We start from the raw sequence: 22,514 nt of genomic DNA on the forward strand, positions 1-22,514 counted from the left end.
CCGGGACCCTGGCAGCAGGTTCCCGGCCGGTAGCGGCGGTTTGAAAGGCAAGCAGCCCAGAACCGTGGTTACTAGGGGAGCATCCAGCCGAGGACCGGCGTGGACTGCAGGAAGACGACGGTGCAGAGCACCAGCAGCAGGGCAACGCTCCAGCCAACAACCTTGCGCAGGAGCACCGATTCCTGGCCGTCCAGCTTCACGGCGGTGACGGCAATGGCCAGGTTCTGCGGGCTGATGAGCTTGCCAACGACGCCGCCGGTGGTGTTAGCGGCGACCAGCAGGTTTGGATCGATCCCGGCTTCAATGCCTGCGGTCTGCTGCAGGCGGGCGAAGAGGGCATTGGCGGAGGTGTCCGAACCGGTCACGGCGGTGCCAACCCAGCCGAGGACGGGGGAGAGGAAGGCGAAGAACGCGCCGGTTCCAGCCAGCCAGGTGCCGATCGAGACGGTCTGCCCGGAGAAGTTCATGACGTAGGCCAGGGACAGCACCGAAAGGATGGTCAGGCCTGCCCAGCGCATGTTCCAGACGGTCCGGCCGATTTCGGCCACGCCGTTGCCCACGGTCATCCGGTAGCGGCCGCCGTCGTCGTACTTGGAGTACACGAAGGAGACAATCAGGCCCGTGATCAGCAGCAGCGTGCCCGGGGTGGAGAGCCAGTTGAACGTGTAAATCGTGGAAGAAACAGGCTCGCCGGCGGCGTCAACCAGGCGCTCGTGCAGGATCGGCCACGGCACCTTGATGTCGGTGGAGGCCAGGAACGCGGGAATGTCCACGCCGATCTTCCAGAGCTTGGCGATGCCGAAGATGATGATCACGAGGAAGTACGGGAACAGGGCCAGCCAGGTACGGGAGCCGGTCAGCGAGTTCTCGTCGCGGACGGCAGCGGGGCGGCCGGCGGAGCCGGAAGCGGAACCGGTGCTGCCGGAACCGGCAAGGGCCATGGCGGGCAGGCCCATCCGGACCCGGGCACCTTCCAGGCCCTTGGGCTGCCAGAACCGCAGGAAGACGACGGCGGCACCAAGTCCGGCCAGGGCTGCAACGATGTCGGTCAGTTCGTAGGAGAAGAAGGTGGAGCACAGCACCTGTGCGCCGGCGAAGGCAACACCGGTTACGACGGCGGCGGGCCAGGTTTCCTTCATGCCTCGGAATCCATCAAGGATGAAGACGAGGATCAGCGGTACAACTACGGCCAGCAGGGGAGCCTGCCGGCCAACGACGGTACCGATGTGGTCCGCGTCGAGGCCGGTGAGGTTGGCTGCCGTGGTGATCGGAATCGCCATTGCACCGAACGCGACCGGCGCCGTGTTGGCAACAAGCACGGCGGCGGCTGCCTTCATCGGCTTCAGGCCCAGGGCAACCAGCATGGTTGCGGTAATCGCCACGGGGGCGCCAAAGCCTGCCAGGGCCTCCAGAAGGCCGCCGAAGCAGAACGCCACGAGGATCGCCTGGATCCGGACGTCTCCGCCGCCGATCACGTCGAAGACCCTTCGGAGGTCCTCAAAGCGGCCGCTAACTACGGTGATCTGGTAGAGCCAGATGGCCATGATGACAATCCAGACCACCGGGAACGCGCCGAAGACGGCACCCTGGGTCGCGGAGAGCAGTGCCAGGCCGGCCGGCATCTTGAAGGCCCAGATGGCGACGGCGATGGCCACCAGCAGGGACAGGCCGCCCGCCACATGGGCTTTCACCTTCACGAACGCCAGAAGGATGAAGAAAGTGAGCAGGGGGATAAGTGCCACGATGGCGGATGCGGCAACGCTGCCGAATACCGGGTCGGTGGTGGCGGTGAAGTGATCCACAGGGGACCTCCGGGAGTGGTGAACTGGTAGGAAGGTGGTCTGACCACAATGGTCAGACCATGGAACTCTAGCGCACTCGCGCGGTGCGTGTGATCATGGCCACCCGCCCTTGGCTCTTTGGTGTGTTGCAAGCAACGTGCCTAGTATGGTCTGACCACACGAGCTCCGGGGCATCCCCGCTGAGAGGCACCGATGAGAATTGCACTATTTGCCACCTGCATCGTGGATGCGATGTATCCGCGCACGGCACGCGCCACTGTCACCATCCTGGAGCGGCTGGGACACGAGGTGGTGTTCCCGTCCGGCCAGACCTGCTGCGGCCAGATGCACGTCAACTCGGGCTATCTGCCCGAAGCCGTGCCGGTTGTCCGCAACCACGTAGCTGCCTTCAACCCGGCTGACTACGACGTCGCCGTCGCACCTTCCGGCTCCTGCGTCGGGTCAGTGAAACACCAGCATCCGATGGTCGCCCGTTCCGCGGGGGATAAGGAACTCGAAGCACAGGCCGAAGCAGTCGGTGCCAAGACCTACGAGCTTTCCGAACTGCTGACCGACGTGCTCGGGGTGACCAACGCCGCTGAGCAGCTTGGCTCCTGGTTCCCGCACAAGATCACGTACCACCCCAGCTGCCACGGCATGCGCCTGCTGCGCCTGGGCGACCGCCAGCTGAACCTGCTGCAGAGCGTCGGCGGTATTGAAGTTGCCGAGCTCCCGCAGGCCGACCAGTGCTGCGGCTTCGGCGGAACCTTCTCGCTGAAGAACGCGGACGTTTCCTCCGCGATGCTGGCGGACAAGGCTGAGAACGTCAAAGCCACCGGAGCCTCCCTCTGCTCCGGCGGCGATGCTTCCTGCCTGCTGCACATTGGCGGCGGCCTCTCCCGCGAAGGCAGCGACGTCACCACGCTGCACTTCGCCGAGATCCTGGCCAGCACCAGGGAGAATCCGGTTTCAATTACAGGCGACGTCCTGGTCAGCGGAAAGGCTGCCCGATGAGCACCTATCTGGGAATGCCCACGCTGCCCGTCTACGGCCAGGGCAACCTGAACGCCGTCGAATCCTTCCCCACCGCTGCCCGGCGGGAACTGAAGAACGAACAGCTCCGTGCCAACCTTGGGCACGCCACCCACACCATCCGCGACAAGCGGCTTCGGGTAGTGGGCGAACTGCCGGACTGGGAAGACCTGCGGGATGCCGGCAGCGCCGTCAAGGAATCCGTTATGGCACGGCTGCCTGAGCTGCTGGAGCAGTTCGAAGCCAACTTCACCGCGCGCGGCGGCGTGATCCACTGGGCCCGCAACGCAGACGAAGCCAACGAGATTGTCCGCGACCTGATCCGCGCCGAAGGCGTGGACGAGGTTGTGAAGGTCAAGTCCATGGCCACGCAGGAAATCGGCCTGAACGAATACCTCGAAGAGCAGGGCATTGCCGCATATGAGACTGACCTCGCGGAACTGATCGTCCAGCTGGACCACGACAAGCCGAGCCACATCCTGGTTCCGGCCATCCACAAGAACCGCACGCAGGTGCGGGACATCTTCCTGCGTGAAATGCCGGAGGTCGACCCCAACCTCACCAACGAGCCTGCCAAACTCGCCGAGGCCGCCCGCGCCCACCTGCGCCGCAAGTTCCTTTCCGCGAAGGTGGCCATCTCCGGTGCCAACTTTGCAATCGCCGACGCCGGTACCCTCGCCGTCGTTGAATCCGAGGGCAACGGACGTATGTGCCTGACGCTGCCTGAAACCCTCATCACTGTGATGGGCGTCGAAAAGCTGCTGCCCACCTGGCAGGACCTGGAAGTCTTTATGCAGCTGCTGCCGCGGTCCTCCACCGGTGAGCGCATGAACCCCTACACCTCGCTGTGGACCGGTGTTACCGAAGGCGACGGCCCGCAGAACGTGCACCTGGTCCTGGTGGACAACGGCCGCAGCGCTGCCCTGGCGGACGAGATGGGCCGTTCGGCACTCCACTGCATCCGCTGCAGCGCCTGCATGAACGTCTGCCCGGTCTACGAACGCACCGGCGGCCACGCGTACGGCTCCACCTATCCGGGACCGATCGGCGCGATCCTTTCCCCGATGATGACGGGCATCAAGTCCGAGGAGAACAACTCCCTGCCGTACGCTTCTTCGCTCTGCGGTGCCTGCTACGACGCCTGCCCGGTGAAGATCAACATCCCCGAAATCCTGGTCCACCTGCGCTCCGTGGATGTCGAAAGCAAACGCGGCACCAGGAAGGTCCCCACCCAGATGGACCTGCTGATGAAGGGCGCTTCCTGGGCGTTCTCCCGCGGCCGCAACCTGGGACTGCTGGAAAAGGGCCTGCCGCTGGGCAAGCTCGCCGCCGGCCGGAAACGCAAGATCACCAAGCTGCCCGGCATCGCCGCCGGCTGGACCCAGAGCCGGGACATTCCGGCACCTCCCGCGCAGTCCTTCCGGGACTGGTGGGCCAAGGAACACGAAGGAAGCGCAGCAGCCGGCACGGCAGCGCAGGGGGAGAAGCGGTCATGAGCAGCGCACGCGAAGAGATCCTGGAACGCCTCCGCGGGGCATTGAAGGATGCTCCGGCGGTTCCCGACGTGCCGCGGAACTACCGCACCGGTGTCGACGCCCCCGAAGAAGAGCGCATTTCAGTGCTCGTGGACCGGCTGGAGGACTACAAGGCCGGGGTCACCGTAGTCGATGAAGCCGGCGTAGCCCCCCGCGTTGCCGAGCTGCTCCGGGAAGCATCCAGCTACGTCGTGCCCCAGGGCATCGAAGAAGCGTGGCTGGCCGAAGCCGACGCCGCCAAGCCGAACCGGCGCCGCAACGACTCCCGCCAGGCACCGCTGAGCGTGGCGGACCTGGACGCAACCAGCGCCGTCGTGACCGGCAGCGCCGTGTCCGTGGCGGAAACCGGGACCATCATCCTGGACGGGAGCGAGGGCCAGGGCCGCCGCGCCATTTCCCTCATCCCGGACCACCACGTCTGCGTGGTCCGCGCCGGGGACATCACCATGATCCTGCCCGAGGCACTGCGGCGGCTGGACGGCACCCGGCCGCTGACCTGGATCAGCGGTCCGAGCGCCACCAGCGATATTGAGCTCGAACGAGTCGAAGGCGTACACGGTCCTCGCACCCTGGACGTGATCATCGTTCGCAGCTGAGCGGGTTTTCACTAAACCGGCACAGCTAAACCGAAGGAGGCCGGACCGTTGGGGGGACCGGCCTCCTTGATGCATGGTTTTGAGGCTCAGCGCGGCTTAGGCTCCGGTGTATCCGGTGCGCCAGCCGCCCTGGTAGTCCTTGCGCACGGTCTCGGAGTACGGCACCGGACTGACCACTGCACGGACTTCCATCTGGCGGTGCGGTTCCACCGTGGTCTTGGCGGTGCCGCCGTCGGGCTCTCCCCACACCACGCGCAGTTCACTGCCTTCGGGGACATCCGGGTTGACGGTTGCCAGGGACAAACCGCGGCGTTCATTCGCGGAGTAGCCGGTGAACATTGAAACACCCACCACGTTCCCGTCGGCGTCGATCACCGAGTCATAGTTTGAGGATCCATAGTTCGCCAACGGCAGGTCGAAGTACTTGTACGGGGTGTTCTCGGTGTCCAGCTGCGACGTCAGGATGGTGCCAAGGTCCTCGGCGTTCCAGCCCAGGGTCACCTTGCGCCGCTGGGCAGCCGGGTCCATTGCTTCCAGTGCCTCACGGCCAATGAAGTCATGGTCGAACTTCACGAACGAGCCGTAGCCGAGTTCCCAGGGGGTCAGGTAGTAGTCTTCGATGTCCTCGGAGACAAAGCTGCCGGCGACGGCGTTGGTCGCTTCATAGCTGTCTGCCCCGAGCCACTCGCGGTACGGCCGAAGCCTCTCATCCGTGTAAATGCCCGGAAGCGGAGAAGGAATCCAGCCGGACTCCAAGGTGTTGGAGGGGTAGGCGCGGGCCCCAACGGCGGCCATGCCGAACTCGGCGCCGGCCTCCATCAGCGCATCACGCACCTTGTCGTAGGAAGCATAGTCTCCCCAGATTTCCAGCCCCGGTGCACCGGCCATGCCATGGCGCAGCGTGCGCACACGTTCTCCGCCGATGTTCATCGTGTCCATGTTGAAGAACTTCAGCTGCTCCAGTGAGCCGCCGTTGACCTTTTCGATGATGGACCAGGCATTGGGGCCCTGGATCTGGAAACGCCAGTAGCGCCGATTGACCGGCTTGCCCATGGGACGCGACGGCGAACGGCGGTCCACTTCGATGTCCAGGTCATAGCCGCCGGTCTCGGCGTTGAAGAGCAGCCAGTTGGCGGCCGGCGCACGGCCGACATACACGTATTCGTCCTCGTCCTGGTGGAAGAGGATGCCGTCGCCGATTACGTGGCCGGACGGCGTCGTCGGCACGTACTGCTTGGCCTTGTTGACCGGGAAGTTCGCCACCGAATTGATGGCGGTGTCGGAGATGAGTTTCAGGGCGTCCGGGCCCTTGATGAAGACGTTGTCCATGTGGTGGGACTGATCGAACAGTACGGCGCTCTCACGCCATGCGCGCTGCTCGCTGCGCCAGTTGGTGAACTCGGGAGCCACCACCGGATAGATGTAGGCGCCGATCTGTGAGTTCCGGAGCAGATCGACAACTCCGTTGGACGCGTCGAGGACTTCCTGCAGATTCTTTGGTGCCACGGTGAACCTCTGTTTCTGTGGGACGGGATCCGGCCTGCGCCGGTGCCGCCGACTTTATATCTATGGACATAGGTAAGTCGAGACCCTTCCCCGGGTCCGCAGGTAGTGCTGGCTAATGCCTATCAGGATAGATAGTGTGTGCTACATCACATGCTTGGTGCGGCTTGACCGTGCCTGAGACAAGGAGGCACACCCATGAGGAAAATGCTGGCGGCAGCGGCAACGGCGGCGCTGCTTGGCCTGACGGCCTGCGGTTCGGGCTCACTCTCAGACGGTGAGGAGACAGCGGCGTCAGGCGCGGCGGCAGAAGGGCTGACGTCAATCGAGGTCGGTGTCATTCCCATCGTTGACGTTGCTCCGATTTACCTTGGTGTCCAGGAAGGACTGTTCGAGGATGAGGGCCTGGACGTCACGCTGACGCTGGCCCAGGGCGGAGCGGCAATTGTTCCGGCCGTGACCTCAGGGCAGATGGACTTCGGTTTCTCCAACATCACTTCGATGATTGTGGGCCGGTCCAAGGGCCTTCCGGTGCAGATGGTTGCACCGGGCGGCAGCTCCACGGGGGATACCGACGCTGACTTCGCTTCCGTGATGACGCTGCCTGATTCCGGTATTGAGACCATCACGGACCTGGCCGGCAAAAAGGTCGGCGTGAATACCCTGAACAACATCTCCGACTCCACCATCTCGGAGGCGGTGAAGCAGGCGGGCGGCGATTACGAGAGCATCGAGTTCGTGGAGATCCCGTTCCCCGAACTCTCCGGGCAGCTGGCCGCGGGGACCGTGGACGCGGTTGCCGCCGTCGAGCCCTTTGTCACTATTGCCGCGGCCGACGGCGCGGTGCCGGTTTTCTCCAACTACGCGGAGCCGGTGGATGACCTGACCGTGGCCGTCTACTTCACGTCCGACCAGTACGTGCAGGAGAACCCTGAGATCGTGGAGAAATTCGTCCGGGCAATGAACGCTTCGCAGGAATTCGCAGAGCAGAATCCGGACAAGGTGCGGGCCGTTCTGCCCACCTACACCTCACTCCAGCCCGAGGTCATCGAGCAGCTGACCCTGCCCCGGTATGCCACCTCGGTGAACCGGGCTTCGGTCGAAGAGGTTGCCCGGATTTCCCAGGACCGCGGACTGGTTGAGGAGCTGCCCAACATGGACGAGCTGCTGCCCCAGGACTAGCACCCGGTCTTACGTAACTTCGGGTTCGCTCCGCTTTGTGCTTTCCGCTCCGCCACGCGGCGGAGCGGAGGTTACAAAGCGGAGCGGATCTGTTTAATAGCCGCGGAAGCTTCGCACCCATTCCGCCGTGGGCCGCAGGCCGCCGAACGTGTAGAAATGCAGCTTGACCACCCCGTGCCGGCCCGGATCATGTTCAGCTGCCAGTTCGGTCAGGAAACGGTCCGGGCCCGCGGTGCCCAGCAGGTTGGTCAGGGAGAAGCCGTATTTGTGGGCGATGGAGGCGGAGGTCCCGACGCCGAACCGCCGGGCGTAGCCCAGCAGGCGTTTGACGCCGGCCGGCCCGGGCACCCCGATCCGCACCGGGGCGTCGATGCCGCGGCTGCGCAGTTCCTCCAGCCACGCCAGCACCGGCGCGGTATCGAAGCCGAACTGGGTGATGATCGATGCATCCAGCCCCTGGTCCCGGATGGCTGCCAGCTTTTGCTCCAGTGCAGACCACAGCGTCTGGTTGTCGATGTCCGGGTGCCCTTCCGGGTAGCCGGAAATGCTGATGTGCCTGGCTCCGTGTGCAGCGGGCAGGCCGGAGGCAATCACGGCCAGCGAATCGGCGTAGGGGCCCATCGGTTCGGCCGGGTCGCCGGCGACCGCAAAGACGTTCTCCACGGCACCGGCCTCCGCCAGTGCGCCGAGGAACTTCTCGAGTTCAGCGGCCGAGCCAAGCCGCCGGGCTGAAATATGCGGAACCGGGACGTGGCCGGCCGCCTTCACGGCCGCGGCGGCGGCCAGTCGCATGGGCAGGTCCTCGTTGCCCAGGAAGGTCACGTTGACGCGCGTACCGGAAGGCAGTGCGTCCTGCGCTTCCCGAAGGGCAGGCACATCCTTGCCTGTCATTTCCAGGGAGAAGTCATCCAGCAGGGCAGCGGTGGGGTCCACGGGGTTCATGCCGAACACCCTAGCCAGCGGGCTGTGCGGTGTCCACGGCCGGTGTCCGTCCCGTAAGGACGCCACGCCTCGGGGGAAGGCCACGAACCGGTCCGCCGGCGGCGCCCCGGGCCCTCCACGACGCTAGAAACGCGAAGAGCTTCCTGAACCGCTGAAGCTGCCGCCGCTGGCGCCGTAGCCGGAGGATGACCCGGACGCCGTGCTCCGTGCCGATTCGATCTTCCCGTTGCCTGCCTGGACGCCGGCGTTGAAGGAAGCAACCGACCAGAAGTAGTTGGGATAGGCGGTGTCCAGGATGCCGGGGCGGTATCCGTCCCGGTAGCGCCGGGGACGGCTGCGTTCTGCTTCCAGTGCTTCACGCATCAGCTTCTTCTCGGAGCTGTCCTTCGCGGCCTTTTCAATAACCGTCTCCGAGTGGTTCTTGAGCAGTCCGGCGAGTTCGCTGCCGGAATCCCGGATGATGTCCAGTGCGGCTTCGGGCGGCAGGGAACCGTCTGCGAGGTCCGCCGCGGCGGACTGCAGGCGCCGGCGGCACTCGGTGCGGAAAGCGAGCAGCGCTGCGGCGGTGGCCGTGTTCCCGGTATGGTCCTGCTCGAAAAGGTCCTCCAGCTTCTCCAGCTCACCCAGCAGCGGCTGCGCCTGCCGGTCCCAGGCCGCCTGCCAGCCGGGACCCATGTTCAGCAGGGTATTGGTGTCCGCTATGACGTCATCGATACCGTCCAGGGACGTGGCGAGTTCGGCGAATTCCTCCACCGGTTTGCGCGTCTTGCCCCGCTTGAGGTCCTTGTCGCTGAAGGCGCGCACGGTGTTTCCCAGCTCGGTAGCCGTGTTGTAGCGGGTTCTGAAGGTGCGGTGTTCTTCCAGCACCTTGGCGCCGTAGCGCGAGTCGGCGGGAATCGTGTTGGCGTTCAGCTCGGTGGCTTCCAAGTCCATGCTGACATTGGCATAGGACTTCTCGGCTTTGGCGATCAGCTCACGGTTGGTCTTCAGCCGGTTGCGCCGCACTGTCACGATAGTCAGCCAGGTTCCTGCAGCTGCCAGCAGCAGGGCGCCGCCCGCGATCCACGTTGCCGGGTTGAGGTACCAGGGCCGGTTGATCAGCTTGGCTGCCTCCTGCACAGCCGCGATCGTGCCGTCCGTCCACTGGGCATCCCGGAAGAGCTCCGCAGCCTCGTCCCGGATGTCCTGTGCCTGGTCGCTGTCCACCTTGCGGTCCTCGCCGAAGTAGGTGCCGATCCAGCGCCCGTCCGGGTCGAGCGTGAAGATGAAAAGTCCGTCCGCCCATTTCTGGCCGTCAGCGCTGATCCATTCCGGATGTTCTTCGCGGGCAAACCGGAGGGTCTCCTCGTTCGTAACGGTGTCGCCGTCCTGGTAGTCGGCGTTCGGGTCACCGCGGTAGGTGTAGATCGCAACGGTCGTCGGGTCGCGGAACTGGATCTGCTCCAGGGCCGGCAGCAGCGTGTTCTGGTCCAGGACACCGGCGGTGTCCTCCACGATGATGTCCACCGGCTCGACGGCGAAGGCCGGAGCCGCCGGCACGGCAAGCGCCAGCAGCGCGGTGAGGATGATCAGCAGGATTCTGCGCATGGAAGTTCCCCCGGGAGGTTGGCTAGGCGGTAGGCCGCTCGGCTGGTTGGACGTAGTCGGTGGCGCTGCCTGCAGGACTCTCTGCAGTGGCACTGGGCGGGCGGACATGCAGCACGGTATTCAGGAAGTCTGCTGTTTCATCGAGCACGGCGCGTGCTTCCGGCCTGGAGAACTGGAACTGGGCTTCGTGCGGCAGCGCGGGGGAGAGGTCCTGCGGCCAGAAGCTGCGGGTGACCGCGACGCCAAGGCTCTCCAGCCGGTCCGCGAAGGGCACTGACTGCGCGGCGGTGAGCCCGTCACCGTTGCCGCCGCTGATGAATGCCGGCGGAAATGCGGCTGTGGCATGGGAAATCACGGACATTTGCTCCGCAGCGGGAGTTTCGCTGAACCGGCGTTTTCCGATGTAGGCCCACAGTGCCGTGCGGAAGCCCCAGCCCAGGATGCCGGTGAGCTTTCCCATGGCCTCCAGGTCGTAAACACCGCAGTGCAGCAGTGCGCCGCGCAGCTGCGGTCCGGACAGTCCGGGGGAGATCCCGAGCTCTGACGCGTACCCGGGGGAGGACACCGCTGCCGCCAGCTGCGCTGCGAGCTGTGCTCCGGCGGAGTCTCCGGCAAGGACCACACGGTCCATATCCAGTCCGTAGTCCCCGGCGTTGTCCCGGAGGTACTGCAGGGCCTGATTCAATTCCTGCAGTGCCCGCGGATAGATGCTGCCCGGCGCCACTGAATAGTCAACGCCGACGGCGGCGAATCCCCGGGCGGCCAGCATCCGCAGATAGGGGGCTACGTCCCGCCGTGAGCCGGAAATCCAGGCGCCTCCGTGAACCCAGAAAACGACCGGTGCGGGAGTTTCTGCCGTGTGCCCGGGAGGCAGATAGATGTCCAGGCGCCGGGCACCGCCGTCGGCCTGGTATTTGATGTTCCGGTGCTCAGGCACCTGGGGGGACCATGGCTTCATCTGGTCGATGAGCTGCCGCGCGCCCCGGTGGAAAACGCCTCGGATCAGGAGGGCAGCCGGCCACGGGGTCACCGCCAGGACAGTCCCGGCGGCTGCAGCGGTCAATGTTGCTGCCACCGCTGCCGCCGGAGCGGGGCGCAGTCTGCTGGCACGGAAGTTCGGCACAGCCCCAGCTTAATGCAGTGCTGCGGGGCGGTTCGTATTCGACGGGAATGTGTCGAGGATCATATACAATCCATTTCAACCGTATGGATCGGACCCAGTGCCTCCCCCGAAAGTGGTGCAGTTAGCGTGCTCGAGAAACAGACCATAGAGAAGATCGCCGACGAGCTGGTGGCCGCCGGTGCCAGCCGCACGCCCGTGCCCCGGCTGACCGCGCGGTATCCGGAGATGACGGTGGAGGACTCCTACGCCGTTCAGGAACTGTGGAGCCGGCGCATGCAGGAGCACGGGCGGAAGCTGGCGGGCCGGAAAATCGGTCTGACCTCCAAGGCCATGCAGGCTGCCACCGGGATCACCGAACCGGATTACGGCGTCATTTTCGACAACATGGTCCTCGAAAACGGCTGCACTGTTCAGTGGGATGCCTACACGCATCCGCGGATCGAAGTTGAGCTCGCCTTTGTGCTTGGCAAGCCGCTCTCCGGACCGAACTGCACCATTTTCGATGTCCTCGACGCCACCGAGTACGTGGTTCCGGCCCTTGAGATTCTTGATTCCCGGATTGAGATGGAAGGCCGCACGATTGTGGACACCATCGCGGACAATGCCGCGATGGGCGCGATGGTGGTGGGCGGGCGCCCGGTCAAGGTGGACGACGTCGACCTCCGGTGGATCTCCGCGCTGCTCTACAAGAACCAGACCATCGAGGAGACCGGCGTGGCCGCAGGCGTGCTGAATCATCCCGCCGCAGGCGTCTACTGGCTGGCGAACAAGATCGCCGCCCACGGTGCCAGCCTCGGCGCCGGGGAAATCATCCTGGCCGGTTCCTTCACCCGTCCCATGTGGGTACACAAGGGTGATACCGTCCATGCAGACTACGGACAGCTGGGATCAGTGACATGCCGTTTCGAGTAGAACCCGCGGCAGACTTCAAGACCGTCCTCGGCGGCGGAAAACGGGCCCAGGTGGGAATGTGGGCCTGCACCGGAAACCCGCTCGTAGCCGAAATCTGCGCCGGTTCAGGCTTTGACTGGCTGCTGATCGACGGCGAACACAGCATCAACTCCCTTGAATCCATCAGTACCCAGCTGCAGGTTGTGGCCGGGTACCCAATCCACCCGGTGGTCCGGGTGCCTGCCAATGACACCGTGATGATCAAGCAGTACCTGGACCTCGGGGTCCAGAACCTGATTGTCCCCATGGTGGACAACGCAGAGCAGGCCGCGCAGGCCGTCGCTGCCGTCAGGTATCCGCCCCGCGGTGTGCGCGGCGTGGGCAGTGCACTGGCCCGCGGTTCACGCTGGAACCGGATTGAGGGGTACCTGAACCGCGCTGAGGAAACCATCACGTTGCTGGTGCAGGTCGAATCCGCAGAAGCAGTGGCCAACGTGGCACAGATCGCCGGCACCGACGGCGTGGACGGCATCTTCATTGGACCGTCGGACCTGGCAGCTTCCATGGGCCACCTTGGGCAGCAGGACCATCCGGAGGTAACTTCCGCCGTCGAGCACTGTATCCGGACCGCCAGGGAGCTCGGTGTGCCGGTGGGCGTAAACGCGTTCGTCGAGGCGACGGCCCGCCGCTACCTCGACGCCGGAGCGGACTACATTGCCGTGGGCGCCGACGTCGCCATGCTTGCCCGCGCCTCTGAGGCGCTCGCGGCCAAGTATCTTCCTGAGGGGACCGGGGACACGCCCGCGAGCTACTAGCTGTACCGGTCATACCGCCGAGAGGACAGTCGCGGCTCGTTTCAGCTCTGAAAGCAGCCGCAAGTGTCCTCTCGGCGCATGGCTGGAGACGAAACCGCCGAAGGAAGCCTAGGGAAGCATCCAGCCCAGCACCGGCGTGGACTGCAGGAAGACGATCACGCACAGCGCCAGCAGCAGCGCCACGCTCCAGCCGAAGACCTTGCGCAGCAGCACGGATTCGCGGCCGCTCATGTTCACCGCTGCGGCAGCGATGGCCAGGTTCTGCGGGGAAATGAGCTTGCCCATCACTCCGCCTCCGGTATTCGCGGCGACCATGAGTTTGGGATCCAGTCCGGCGGCCGCGCCGGCCGTCTCCTGCAGGCGGGCGAACAATGCGTTGGCCGAGGTATCGGAACCCGTTACCGCGGTACCGATCCAGCCAAGCACGGGGGAGAGGAACGCGAAGAACGCTCCGGTGCCTGCCAGCCAGGTGCCGATCGAGATGGTCTGCCCGGAAAAGTTCATGACATAGGCCAGGGCCAGCACGGCCAGGATGGTCAGTGCCGCAGACGTCATCCGTCTGGCAGTCAGCCAGATTTCCTGCAGGGCCCCGCCTACACTGAGCGGATACCGGCCATGGTCGTTGAAACGGGAATACACGACCGCGACGATCAGGCCGCTGATCAGCAGCAGGGTTCCCGGGGTGACCAGCCATTCGAAGTTGTAAACCGTGGAAGAAACGCGCTCGCCGTCTGCGTCAAGCAGCGCGTCGTGCAGCCACGGCCAGGGAATCCTGATGGTGGTCCTGGCCAGCGCTTCGGGCACGTTTACTCCCAGCGTCCAAAGGTTCACGAAGCCGAAGATCACGATTACCAGGACATAGGGAAAGAGTGCCATCCAGGCCCGGGAGGGGGTCAGGCGGTCAGTCGCCGTGTCCGTCGCTGCGCTTCCCACCGGGGTGTTTCCGCCGCCGGCTGACGTCCACCCTTCTGCCTTCGCCGCTGCCAGCTCGCCCTGCATCCGCTCCGCCGCCGCCTTACCGCCGCGGGGATGCCAGACGCGGAGGAATCCGACGGCGGCCGCGAGCGCCACCAGGGACGCGACAATGTCCGTGAGCTCGTAGGAGAAAAAGTTTGAGCACAGGAACTGGAACACAGAGAAGACGATTCCGGTGAAGAGCGCCACCGGCCAGCAGTCCCGCAGCCCGCGGCGCCCGTCGAGGATAAAGAGCAGCACCAGGGGAATGATGAAGGCGAGCAGCGGTGTCTGGCGTCCGACGACGGCCCCGATCTCGTCCCCGGTGTAACTGGTGAGGTTTGCCGCCGTCGTAATTGGAATGGCCAGTGCGCCAAAGGCGACCGGTGCCGTGTTGGCGATCAGCACGGCCGTGGCGGCGCGGACGGGGGCTATGCCCAGCGCCAGGAGCATGGTCACGGTGATGGCCACCGGTGCGCCGAATCCGGCAAGTGCCTCCAGCAAACCGCCGAAGCAGAAGGCGACCAGGATGGCCTGAACCCGCAGGTCCCCGCCGCCCACAGCGTCAAAGACCCGGCGAAGGTCCTCAAACCGTCCGCTGCGCACGGTGACCTGGTACAGCCAGACGGCCATGACGATGATCCACACCACCGGGAACAGGCCAAACGCCGCTCCCTGCGTGGCCGAGAGGACGGCAAGCCCCACGGGCATGCCAAAACCGGCGACGGCGACTACCAGCGCAGCGAGCAGCGCCCACGCCCCGGCGACGTACGCCTTCGTCTTGACGAAGGCAAGCAGGACAAAGAAGACCACCAGCGGAACCAGCGCCAGCAGCGCCGACAGTGTGATGGATGATCCCACTGCGTCAGTGGCCGGGGTGAAGCTCTCCATAAGGACCTCCGTGCCGCTGCTGCCGGGGCCGGCGCTGCCAAGTGCGGCGCTGCGGGCCGGAGACTGGCGTCGGGAAGAACGGAAAAGGCGCTGACTCCAGAGTAGGAGCCCTACCAGCCCTTGGCGAGATAGAGGTCCAGATACGCCCCGCGGTCCACATCAAGGTCTTCCCGGCGTTCAAGGCCTGCGGCCAGGGCTGTGCGCTGGGAGCCAATGTTGTCCACGGAGGTGTACGCCACCACGGGGAGTCCGGGAAGCAGCTCTTCGGCCAGCCGGACTGCTTCAAGTGCGCCTTCAGTGGCCAGGCCCTGGCCCCACACTGCGGGGGAATAGCGGTAGTACAGGTTCAGTGCGGGCCGGCCCCGGATCACGCGGTGGGAGACACCCGTGAAACCGATCAGCGTCCCCCGGTCGTCCGGGTCGAATACGGCCCAGACCCCGAAGCCGTGCCGGTACCAGTGCTGCCGGATTTCGTGGAAGGTCCGGGCGGATGACGCCCGGGTGACGCTGGACGGCACGGGGTGGTGCACGTTGGTCCGCGGGTCTGTGTGCAGGTCGACTGCCGCGGCCTCATCCCGCGCTTCCGGTCTGCACAGCAGCAGCCGCTGCGTGCGCACGGGAGACCAGTCCCCGGCGTTCTGCTCCAGCATGGCCACTACTGTAGCGCCCGGCGGTCCCTCTGCCCCGCTGCTCTTTACCCGAGAGGGCAGAAACGGCTCTTTTGGCGCCCCATTCGAGCCGTTTCTGCCCTCTCGGCCGTTAGGCCAGGGCGCGGCGCTCGCGGTGGTGGCGGACGTACCCGAACACGGCCACCGACGTGGAAATCAGGGCGGAGACCGCCAGCCCCAGCCAGAGACCTACGTTCAGGGCGGCAGCACCGGCAACGGCCCCGGCCAGGATCAGGGCGATCGCCAGTGCCCGGCGGGCCCAGAACTTCCCGTCCCCGCCCGCCAGCCGCGAATCAGCTGCCAGCCCGGTGATGGTGGAGGTGACAACAACGGTGGTGACCTCGGCAACCTTCAGCCGTTTGGCGGTAGCGGCCTGGATGCCCATCAGCGTGGCCATGGAAGAGGTGGTGATGCTGCCCAGGACCTCGTCCGCCTGCACGTCCACCACGGCGGTGAAGACGGCAAGGGCAGTGATCCCGGACGCCACCACCATCAGCGCCGCCGATACCCGCCCGGACCACCCTTCCGGCCCCCGGCGCAGCATGCGGCCGGCCAGGGCCGCGCCGAGCATAAAGAACAGCAGCGCCAGGGCTGGACGGAGCACCGGCAGGTCAGCCCCGCCGGCGAAGGCCATGCCCAGCAGCACTACGTTGCCGGTCATGTTCCCGGTAAAGACGTTGTCCAGGCCCAGGTAGCCAACGGCGTCGATCACCCCGGTGGAGAAAGTCAGCGCCAGCATCAACCACAGATGCACCCGGTCGGTGGGCACGGAATTGAGGCGTTTCATCGGCTTCCCTTTCCTCGGCAATCCCGCCTAATGTATACGAAATAGACTGAGACGTGGGTTTTGTATTCAATTTGAGTTCATACGCGTCGCATCGCCACCACATCCAACGAAAGCGAAGCCATGTCCTTCACTGCTCCCGGCACGTTTACCACCAGGCCCACCCTCCAGGGAACGTTCGGAATGAGCGCCTCCACCCACTGGCTGGCTACTGCTGCGGCGCAGTCGGTGCTGGAACGCGGTGGAAACGCGTTCGACGCCGCGGCAGCAGCAGGCTTCGTCCTGCACGTCGTGGAACCCCACCTCAACGGACCGGGTGGAGACCTGACCGGTGTTTTTGCCACCGCGGAGAACCCGGCAGAACCGGTGGTGCTGATGGGACAGGGTGCAGCGCCGAAAGCTGCCACCAGGGAACACTTCCTTTCCGAGGGACTGGAACTGGTACCCGGGTCGGGTGCGCTGGCTGCTGCCGTTCCGGCCGCCGTCGATGCCTGGCTGCTGCTGCTTCGTGACCACGGCACCTGGGAACTGGCCGATGTGCTGGCCTATGCCGAGGGGTATGCCCGTGACGGGCATCCGGTCCTGGCCCAGGTTGGCCGGACCGTCGGACAGGTCGCGGAACTCTTCCGGGAGCACTGGCCGACTTCCGCAGCATTGTGGATGCCCGAAGGCCGTCCGCCGGCCGAAGGGGAACTCGTCACCAATCCCGCCTACGCCGCGGTGCTGCAGCGCCTCGCCGCTGCAGGCGGGGAGGGCGCCACCCGTGAAGAACGCATCGACGCAGCCCGCCGCGAATGGAGCACGGGCTTCGTCGCTCAGGCGGCAGCGGACTTCGCCGGAATCCCGCACCGGCACTCGTCCGGAACCGACCACGCCGGGGTCATTACGGCGTCGGACTTTGCCGGTTCCGAAGCAGGCTATGAACCGGCCGTCACCTTCGAATTCCGCGGCTACACCATTGCGAAGACAGGCCCCTGGGGCCAGGGCCCTGCCCTGCTTCAGACACTGGCCATCCTCGACGGCTTCCCCGATGAGTACCTCGATCCCTCGACGGAGCTGGGTGTCCACACCATTCTCGAAGCGCAGAAACTGGCAATCGCGGACCGGGAGGCCTACTACGGGGACAGCCATGTGCCGCTGGAGTACCTGCTCAGCGAGGAATACGCCGCCAGGCGCCGCGAACAGATCACGCCGCTTGCCTCCCACGAATTCCGGCCCGGGGACGTTCCCGGCCACACGCCCTTCGTGCCGCCGCTGCGCACCGAATACGTGCCGCCGGCGCTGGCGGGGAACGACGCCGCCGGGCTGGGTGACGGGACGGGCGAACCGACGGTTTCACCCACCGGAGAAACCCGCGGGGATACCTGCCATGTAGACGTGGTGGACCGCTGGGGCAACATGGTCTCCGTGACCCCGTCAGGCGGCTGGCTTCAGTCCTCCCCGACCATTCCGGAACTCGGTTTCTGCCTGGGCACCCGCCTGCAGATGACCTGGCTGGAAGACGGAGCGCCGTCCACCCTGCAGCCCGGCAGGCGGCCCCGCACCACGCTGACTCCCACGCTGGTCCTGAAGGACGGCAATCCCGTCGCCGCCCTCGGTTCGCCCGGCGGAGACCAGCAGGACCAGTGGCAGCTGCTGTACCTGCTGCGAACAATCGTGGGCGGCTACACCCCGCAGCAGGCCATCGACGCCCCGGCCTTCCACACCACGTCACTTCCTGGGTCCTTCTGGCCTCGCACCTGGACTCCCGGCGGGGCTGTAGTGGAAGACCGGCTTGGTACCGAAGTCATTGAGGCCCTGGCTGACCGCGGCCATGCGGTGACGCGGGCAGGGGACTGGGCACTGGGCCGCCTTTCCGCCGTCGTGCGCGATCCGCAGACCGGCGTACTGATGGCAGCGGCGAACCCCCGCGGGGCACAGGGTTATGCCGCCGGCCGTTGATCCTGCGCCGGAACCGGCCATAAGCGACCGCATCCGCCGGGACATCATCCGCGGTGAACTGGTGCCCGGGGCCAAGATTACCGAAGCCGCGCTCGCGGCACGGTACGGTTCCTCGCGGGTTCCGGTGCGGGAGGCGCTCCGTGCCCTGGCAGTCGAGGGCTTCGTTGAGTCACGGCCCTACGCCGGGTCCAGGGTGGCCCGGCTGGACCCGGATGAAGCGGGAGACCTGTTCGCCGTCCGGGAGACAGTGGAAGGTGCGACGGCGCGGCGCGCTGCCGAGCGGTCCGCCCGGCAGGCAGCCTCCGGCACCCCGGACCCGGCCTGGTGGGAAACCCGCCGGCGTCTTGGAGAAATCCTTGCGGCCGGTGACTCGGCCGCTGCGGACGGGAGGCTGGCCGAGCTCCCTGAACTGAACCTGGCTTTCCACCGCGGGATCGCGGAGCTGGCCGGCAGTGTGTCCCTCCAGGCGCTGCTGGCCCAGCTCGCCGGCAAGATTGAATGGCTCTACGCCTCCGACGTCGGTTTCCGCGGCCGGGACTCCTGGAGCGAGCACCGCCCCATCCTGGCTGCCGTCGACGCCGGAGATGCGCGCGGGGCGGAGCAGCTGATGCGGGACCATATCCAGCGGTCCCGGCAGTCCTGGCTCAGCCGTTTCGCGGAAGGAAGCTGATCCGGCGCCTGCAACCGTTCCGCCGCCGCCGGGGCTGGTCCTATAGTGCCTGTAGGGGGATCCTCCTACTGTGAGCGGGGCTTTAAGTCATGGTCAACATCACCACCAGGCCGGTTACCAGGCTAGGGATCGTAGGGGCGGGCAGCGTGGGCACGGCGATGGCCTACGCGTCCCTGATCCGCGAGGCCGCCAGGGAAATAGTCATCTATGACATTGACGGAACCCGGGCTGAGGCTGAGGCACTGGACCTCTCCCACGGCACGCAGTTCACCGGTGCCAACACAGTGACCGGGGGCGGCCGGATGGAAGCCCTCGCCGGGGCAGACGTGATCGTGGTGACCGCCGGCGCACGGCAGAAACCCGGCCAGAGCCGGCTGGACCTGGCAGCGGCAAACGTGCGGATCATGGAAACGCTGATGCCTGCTTTGATGGAGCAGGCACCGGAGGCCGTCTACATCCTGGTGACCAACCCCTGCGACATCCTGACCGTGGCGGCGCAGAAGATCACCGGACTTCCGCCCAACCGCATTTTCTCCTCCGGGACCGTGCTGGACACTTCCCGGCTGCGCCTGTTGGTCGCACGGACAGCACATGTCCTGATGACCAGCGTCCACGCAACGATTATCGGAGAGCACGGGGACAGCGAATTCCCGGTCTGGTCCAGTGCAACGATCGGCCCGGTTCCGATTCGGGAATGGACCATCAGCGGGCGCCAGGTCTTCACCGATGAGGTGCTCGATTCCATCACGGACGACGTCGTCAACGCCGCCTACAAGGTCATTGAGGGAAAGGGCGCCACCAACTACGCCATCGGCCTGGCCGGTACCCGGATCGTGGAGGCAGTTTTCCAGGCAGAGAACGCGGTGCTGCCCGTCTCGGCGATGCTCCGCGGCGTCCATGGGATCTCCGGCGTCGCGCTGTCACTGCCGTCGATTGTTGGATCCGGCGGCGTCTACAAGATGCTGGAAATGCCGCTGGACGAACGGGAGACCCAGCTGCTGCAGGACTCGGCGGACACCCTGAAGCAAAACCTGGCAGCCCTGGGAATCTAGACCCGGTCGCGGGCCATCTGCAGCGGATGCTCTGCCGGTTCTGAAGCGTGGGTGAGCGCCCCGTAGGTTTCCGGGCGGCGGGTCTGCAGGAACGGAAAAAGTTCCAGCCAGTGAGAGCGCTGGTCCAGATCCAGGTCAGCCACCAGGACCGCCGATTCGTCCCGGGGCGCCTGGACCAGGATCCTGCCGTACGGGTCGCAGATGAAGGACGATCCGTAGAACGTCAGGTTTCCCTCATTGCCCCAGCGGTTGGGCACCACCATAAACAAGCCGTTGGCGATCGCGTTGCCCACGATGACCTTCTGCCACAGCGGCTGTGTGTCGAAGTCCGGGAAATCCGGTTCAGACCCGATCGCCGTAGGGTAGACCAGCACCTCGGCCCCGCCCAGGGAATAGACGCGGGCAACTTCGGGGAACCACTGGTCCCAGCAGGTCGGCAGGCCAAGTTTGGCGCCGTCGAGCTCTGCCACCGCGTGAACCTGGTACGCGTCGCCCGAATCCGGCCCGGGGCGGAAGTACTGCTTTTCGTGGTACCCCTCGGTGCCGGGAATGTGCAGCTTGCGTGTCCGGCCCAGCAGCTCTCCCTCCGGCGAAACCAGGATCGCGGTGTTCAGCCCCAGCCCGTCCGGCGCGTCGTCGCGTTCGTACAGGGAAGCGTGGACACAGACCTCGTGCCGGCGGGCGGCCTCCGCTGCAAAAGCGAAGGTCGGGCCGCCGGTGAGGTCTTCCGCCAGCGCCGCCGCCGGGCCGTCCGGCAGGGTGTCAGCCGGGTAGCGGGAAAGCGTGAGCTCGGGCAGGAAGACGGCGGCGGCTCCCTGGTCTGCGGCACGGGCTATTCCGTCATTGAGTTCTGCCTTCAGTGCCTCCGGGTCCGGCTGCCAGCGGTGCTGGACCACCCCCACACGCAGGGTCTCACGGGTGCTCGCCCGGGCAGCGGCCGGTGAGCGCAGCGCACCGGTACGGGTGATTTCTATCATTTGAAACCTCCAGGAAGAGGGGCCTTTGCGCTGGCTTGGGGAGGGTCAGCGCTCCTTGAACACCGTGTCCTGCCATTCCTTGTGGGCGGCAGCGTCGCGGCTCATCATTACGTGCTTGACGTTGGTGTATTCCTCGAAGGAGTACACGGACATGTCCTTGCCGAAGCCGGATGCCTTGTAGCCGCCGTGCGGCATCTCGGAAACGATCGGAATGTGGTCGTTCACCCACACGCATCCGGCAGCGATCTCTTCGCTTGCACGCAGCGAGCGGTTCAGGTCCCGGGTCCAGGCTGAAGCAGCCAGGCCGTACGGGGTGTCGTTGGCCAGGGCAAGGCCTTCGTCGTCGGATCCGAACGGCAGGGCAGTAAGGACCGGGCCGAAAATCTCGTCCTGCACAATCTCGGAGTCCTGCGCAGCTCCGGTGACCAGCGTCGGGCGGTAGTACGCGCCTGCGGCCAGGTCTCCGCCGGGGGCTTCGCCGCCGGCCAGGATCCGGGCACCTGATTCGCGCGCCCGGTTCACGAATCCGGCAACCTTGTCCCGGTGGGCATGGCTGATCAGCGACCCCAGGTCGGTGTCCGGGTCAGTGGGATCCCCAACGACGACGGCGTCCATGAGCTCCGCGACCCGCTCGGTGAACGATTCGAACAGGGGAGCCTGGATGTATGCGCGGGTGGCGGCGGTGCAGTCCTGCCCGCCGTTGATGATCGAGCCTGCGACGGCGCCGTGGGCGGCTGCCTCGAGGTCGGCGTCGTCGAATACGAGGAACGGTGCCTTGCCGCCAAGCTCCAGGTGCACACGCTTGGCGGTCTGTGCGGCCATGGCCATGATCCGGCGTCCGACGGCGGTGGAACCGGTGAAGGAGGTCATGGCAACGTCCCGGTGGGTCACCAGGGCCTCGCCTGCCACCGGTCCGGAACCGGTGACGATGTTGATGACGCCGTCCGGAATGCCCGCTGCTGCAGCAGCCTCAGCGAAAACGAGCGAGGTGGCCGGGGTGAGCTCGCTGGGCTTGAGCACAATCGTGTTGCCGGCGGCTACTGCGGGGAGGATCTTCCAGCCGGCCATCTGCAAGGGGTAGTTCCAGGGGGAAATGGAGCCAATGACGCCGATCGGTTCGCGGCGGATCATCGAAGTTCCGCCGGCACCGTATTCGCCGGCGGCGAGGCCGTGGAGCTGGCGCGCGGCCCCCGCGAAGAAGGAGACGTTGTCCACGGTGCCGGGTACGTCGAACTGGGTGGACATCCGGATGGACTTTCCGGTCTGGGCGGTTTCCAGCTCAGCCAGCAGGTCCGAGCGCTTGTCCAGTTCCGCTGCCAGTGCCAGGAGGGCTTCGGCACGCTCGCCGGGCGTGCGCCTGGACCAGCCGGTGAAGGCCGCCTTGGCCGCGGCAACGGCGTCGTCCACATCGGAGGCGTCCGCGTAGCGCAGGGTCTCGGCAACGTCGCCGGTGGCGGGGTTGATCCGCTTGGCTTCATCGCCGCGGCCCTGCCGGTAACTGCCGTTGATGAAGAGGTGTCCTTCGGAAAACTGGTGCATTTCAAACTCCGTGAAAGTGAGGGGAAGACGGTTCGGGGTGGTCCGGCGGGC

19 protein-coding genes are annotated in these 22,514 nt (G+C 65.8%); 9 read left to right on the top strand and 10 right to left on the bottom strand.

Annotation, left to right across the window (positions count from 1 at the left end; genetic code table 11):
* Positions 1-71: 71 nt before the first annotated feature.
* Positions 72-1,802, bottom strand: a complete 1,731-nt coding sequence (locus AO716_RS06265; RefSeq protein WP_055240122.1) for an L-lactate permease — start codon at positions 1,800-1,802, stop codon at positions 72-74.
* 192 nt (positions 1,803-1,994) lie between these two features.
* Here AO716_RS06265 and AO716_RS06270 point away from each other — a divergent pair, with 192 nt between their 5' ends.
* From AO716_RS06270 to AO716_RS06280, 3 genes are read left to right on the top strand one after another with little or no spacing between them, the layout of a single operon-like run.
* Positions 1,995-2,795, top strand: coding sequence for a (Fe-S)-binding protein (locus AO716_RS06270; RefSeq protein WP_055240123.1), 801 nt, complete (start codon positions 1,995-1,997; stop codon positions 2,793-2,795).
* Positions 2,792-4,309 (top strand): LutB/LldF family L-lactate oxidation iron-sulfur protein, encoded by a 1,518-nt coding sequence (locus AO716_RS06275; protein WP_055240124.1) that lies wholly within the window; start codon positions 2,792-2,794, stop codon positions 4,307-4,309. Before AO716_RS06270 ends, AO716_RS06275 begins: the two co-directional genes overlap by 4 nt.
* On the top strand, positions 4,306-4,944 hold the full coding sequence (locus AO716_RS06280; RefSeq protein ID WP_055240125.1) for a LutC/YkgG family protein: 639 nt from the start codon (positions 4,306-4,308) through the stop codon (positions 4,942-4,944). The genes AO716_RS06275 and AO716_RS06280 overlap by 4 nt, the downstream gene beginning before the upstream one ends.
* A gap of 96 nt (positions 4,945-5,040) precedes the next feature.
* On the opposite strand, the gene ligM is transcribed toward AO716_RS06280, so the two are convergent.
* Positions 5,041-6,450, bottom strand: a complete 1,410-nt coding sequence (gene ligM / locus AO716_RS06285) for a vanillate/3-O-methylgallate O-demethylase (RefSeq protein ID WP_055240126.1) — start codon at positions 6,448-6,450, stop codon at positions 5,041-5,043.
* 195 nt (positions 6,451-6,645) lie between these two features.
* On the opposite strand from ligM, the gene AO716_RS06290 reads away from it, so the two are divergent.
* Positions 6,646-7,629, top strand: a complete 984-nt coding sequence (locus AO716_RS06290) for an ABC transporter substrate-binding protein (protein ID WP_055240127.1) — start codon at positions 6,646-6,648, stop codon at positions 7,627-7,629.
* A 93-nt stretch (positions 7,630-7,722) separates the two neighbouring features.
* Here AO716_RS06290 and AO716_RS06295 read toward each other — a convergent pair whose 3' ends face one another.
* The 3 genes from AO716_RS06295 to AO716_RS06305 form a co-directional block, all read right to left on the bottom strand.
* Complete coding sequence (locus AO716_RS06295; RefSeq protein WP_154578639.1) at positions 7,723-8,571, bottom strand: methylenetetrahydrofolate reductase; 849 nt, start codon at positions 8,569-8,571, stop codon at positions 7,723-7,725.
* A gap of 123 nt (positions 8,572-8,694) precedes the next feature.
* A complete protein-coding gene (locus AO716_RS06300; protein WP_055240128.1) occupies positions 8,695-10,158 on the bottom strand; it encodes a DUF5129 domain-containing protein in 1,464 nt (487 codons plus the stop codon).
* A gap of 22 nt (positions 10,159-10,180) precedes the next feature.
* Positions 10,181-11,281: an alpha/beta hydrolase gene (locus tag AO716_RS06305; protein WP_152969891.1), complete on the bottom strand. Its 1,101-nt coding sequence runs from the start codon at positions 11,279-11,281 to the stop codon at positions 10,181-10,183.
* 126 nt (positions 11,282-11,407) lie between these two features.
* On the opposite strand from AO716_RS06305, the gene hpaH reads away from it, so the two are divergent.
* Positions 11,408-12,193, top strand: a complete 786-nt coding sequence (gene hpaH / locus AO716_RS06310) for a 2-oxo-hept-4-ene-1,7-dioate hydratase (protein ID WP_055240130.1) — start codon at positions 11,408-11,410, stop codon at positions 12,191-12,193.
* Positions 12,178-12,987 carry an aldolase/citrate lyase family protein gene (locus AO716_RS06315; RefSeq protein ID WP_200907600.1) on the top strand — a complete coding sequence of 270 codons (810 nt, stop codon included), beginning with the start codon at positions 12,178-12,180 and terminating at the stop codon, positions 12,985-12,987. The genes hpaH and AO716_RS06315 overlap by 16 nt, the downstream gene beginning before the upstream one ends.
* Positions 12,988-13,095: 108 nt before the next feature.
* Here the strand turns inward: AO716_RS06315 and AO716_RS06320 are convergent, their stop codons facing one another.
* The 3 genes from AO716_RS06320 to AO716_RS06330 all read right to left on the bottom strand — a co-directional run bounded on the left by AO716_RS06320 (position 13,096) and on the right by AO716_RS06330 (position 16,287).
* Positions 13,096-14,832 (bottom strand): L-lactate permease, encoded by a 1,737-nt coding sequence (locus tag AO716_RS06320; RefSeq protein WP_055240131.1) that lies wholly within the window; start codon positions 14,830-14,832, stop codon positions 13,096-13,098.
* 110 nt (positions 14,833-14,942) lie between these two features.
* Positions 14,943-15,482 (bottom strand): GNAT family N-acetyltransferase, encoded by a 540-nt coding sequence (locus AO716_RS06325; protein WP_055240132.1) that lies wholly within the window; start codon positions 15,480-15,482, stop codon positions 14,943-14,945.
* A 109-nt stretch (positions 15,483-15,591) separates the two neighbouring features.
* Positions 15,592-16,287: a YoaK family protein gene (locus tag AO716_RS06330; RefSeq protein WP_055240133.1), complete on the bottom strand. Its 696-nt coding sequence runs from the start codon at positions 16,285-16,287 to the stop codon at positions 15,592-15,594.
* Between the two features lie 120 nt (positions 16,288-16,407).
* Between AO716_RS06330 and AO716_RS06335 the strand changes: the two genes are divergently transcribed.
* From AO716_RS06335 to AO716_RS06345, 3 genes are all read left to right on the top strand, one after another.
* Positions 16,408-18,225: a gamma-glutamyltransferase family protein gene (locus AO716_RS06335; protein ID WP_055240134.1), complete on the top strand. Its 1,818-nt coding sequence runs from the start codon at positions 16,408-16,410 to the stop codon at positions 18,223-18,225.
* Positions 18,209-18,895: a GntR family transcriptional regulator gene (locus AO716_RS06340; RefSeq protein WP_235472017.1), complete on the top strand. Its 687-nt coding sequence runs from the start codon at positions 18,209-18,211 to the stop codon at positions 18,893-18,895. Before AO716_RS06335 ends, AO716_RS06340 begins: the two co-directional genes overlap by 17 nt.
* A gap of 89 nt (positions 18,896-18,984) precedes the next feature.
* Entirely contained in the window at positions 18,985-19,947 is a 963-nt protein-coding gene (locus tag AO716_RS06345; protein WP_055240135.1) for an L-lactate dehydrogenase, read from the top strand.
* On the opposite strand, the gene AO716_RS06350 is transcribed toward AO716_RS06345, so the two are convergent.
* Positions 19,944-20,924 carry a nitrilase-related carbon-nitrogen hydrolase gene (locus tag AO716_RS06350; protein ID WP_055240136.1) on the bottom strand — a complete coding sequence of 327 codons (981 nt, stop codon included), beginning with the start codon at positions 20,922-20,924 and terminating at the stop codon, positions 19,944-19,946. The two genes, AO716_RS06345 and AO716_RS06350, sit on opposite strands and share 4 nt — an antisense overlap.
* A 45-nt stretch (positions 20,925-20,969) precedes the next feature.
* On the bottom strand, positions 20,970-22,463 hold the full coding sequence (locus AO716_RS06355) for a gamma-aminobutyraldehyde dehydrogenase (protein WP_055240137.1): 1,494 nt from the start codon (positions 22,461-22,463) through the stop codon (positions 20,970-20,972).
* Positions 22,464-22,514: the final 51 nt, after the last annotated feature.

Origin of the sequence: Arthrobacter sp. Edens01 (assembly GCF_001307035.1) — a bacterium.
Lineage (GTDB): Bacteria > Actinomycetota > Actinomycetes > Actinomycetales > Micrococcaceae > Arthrobacter_B.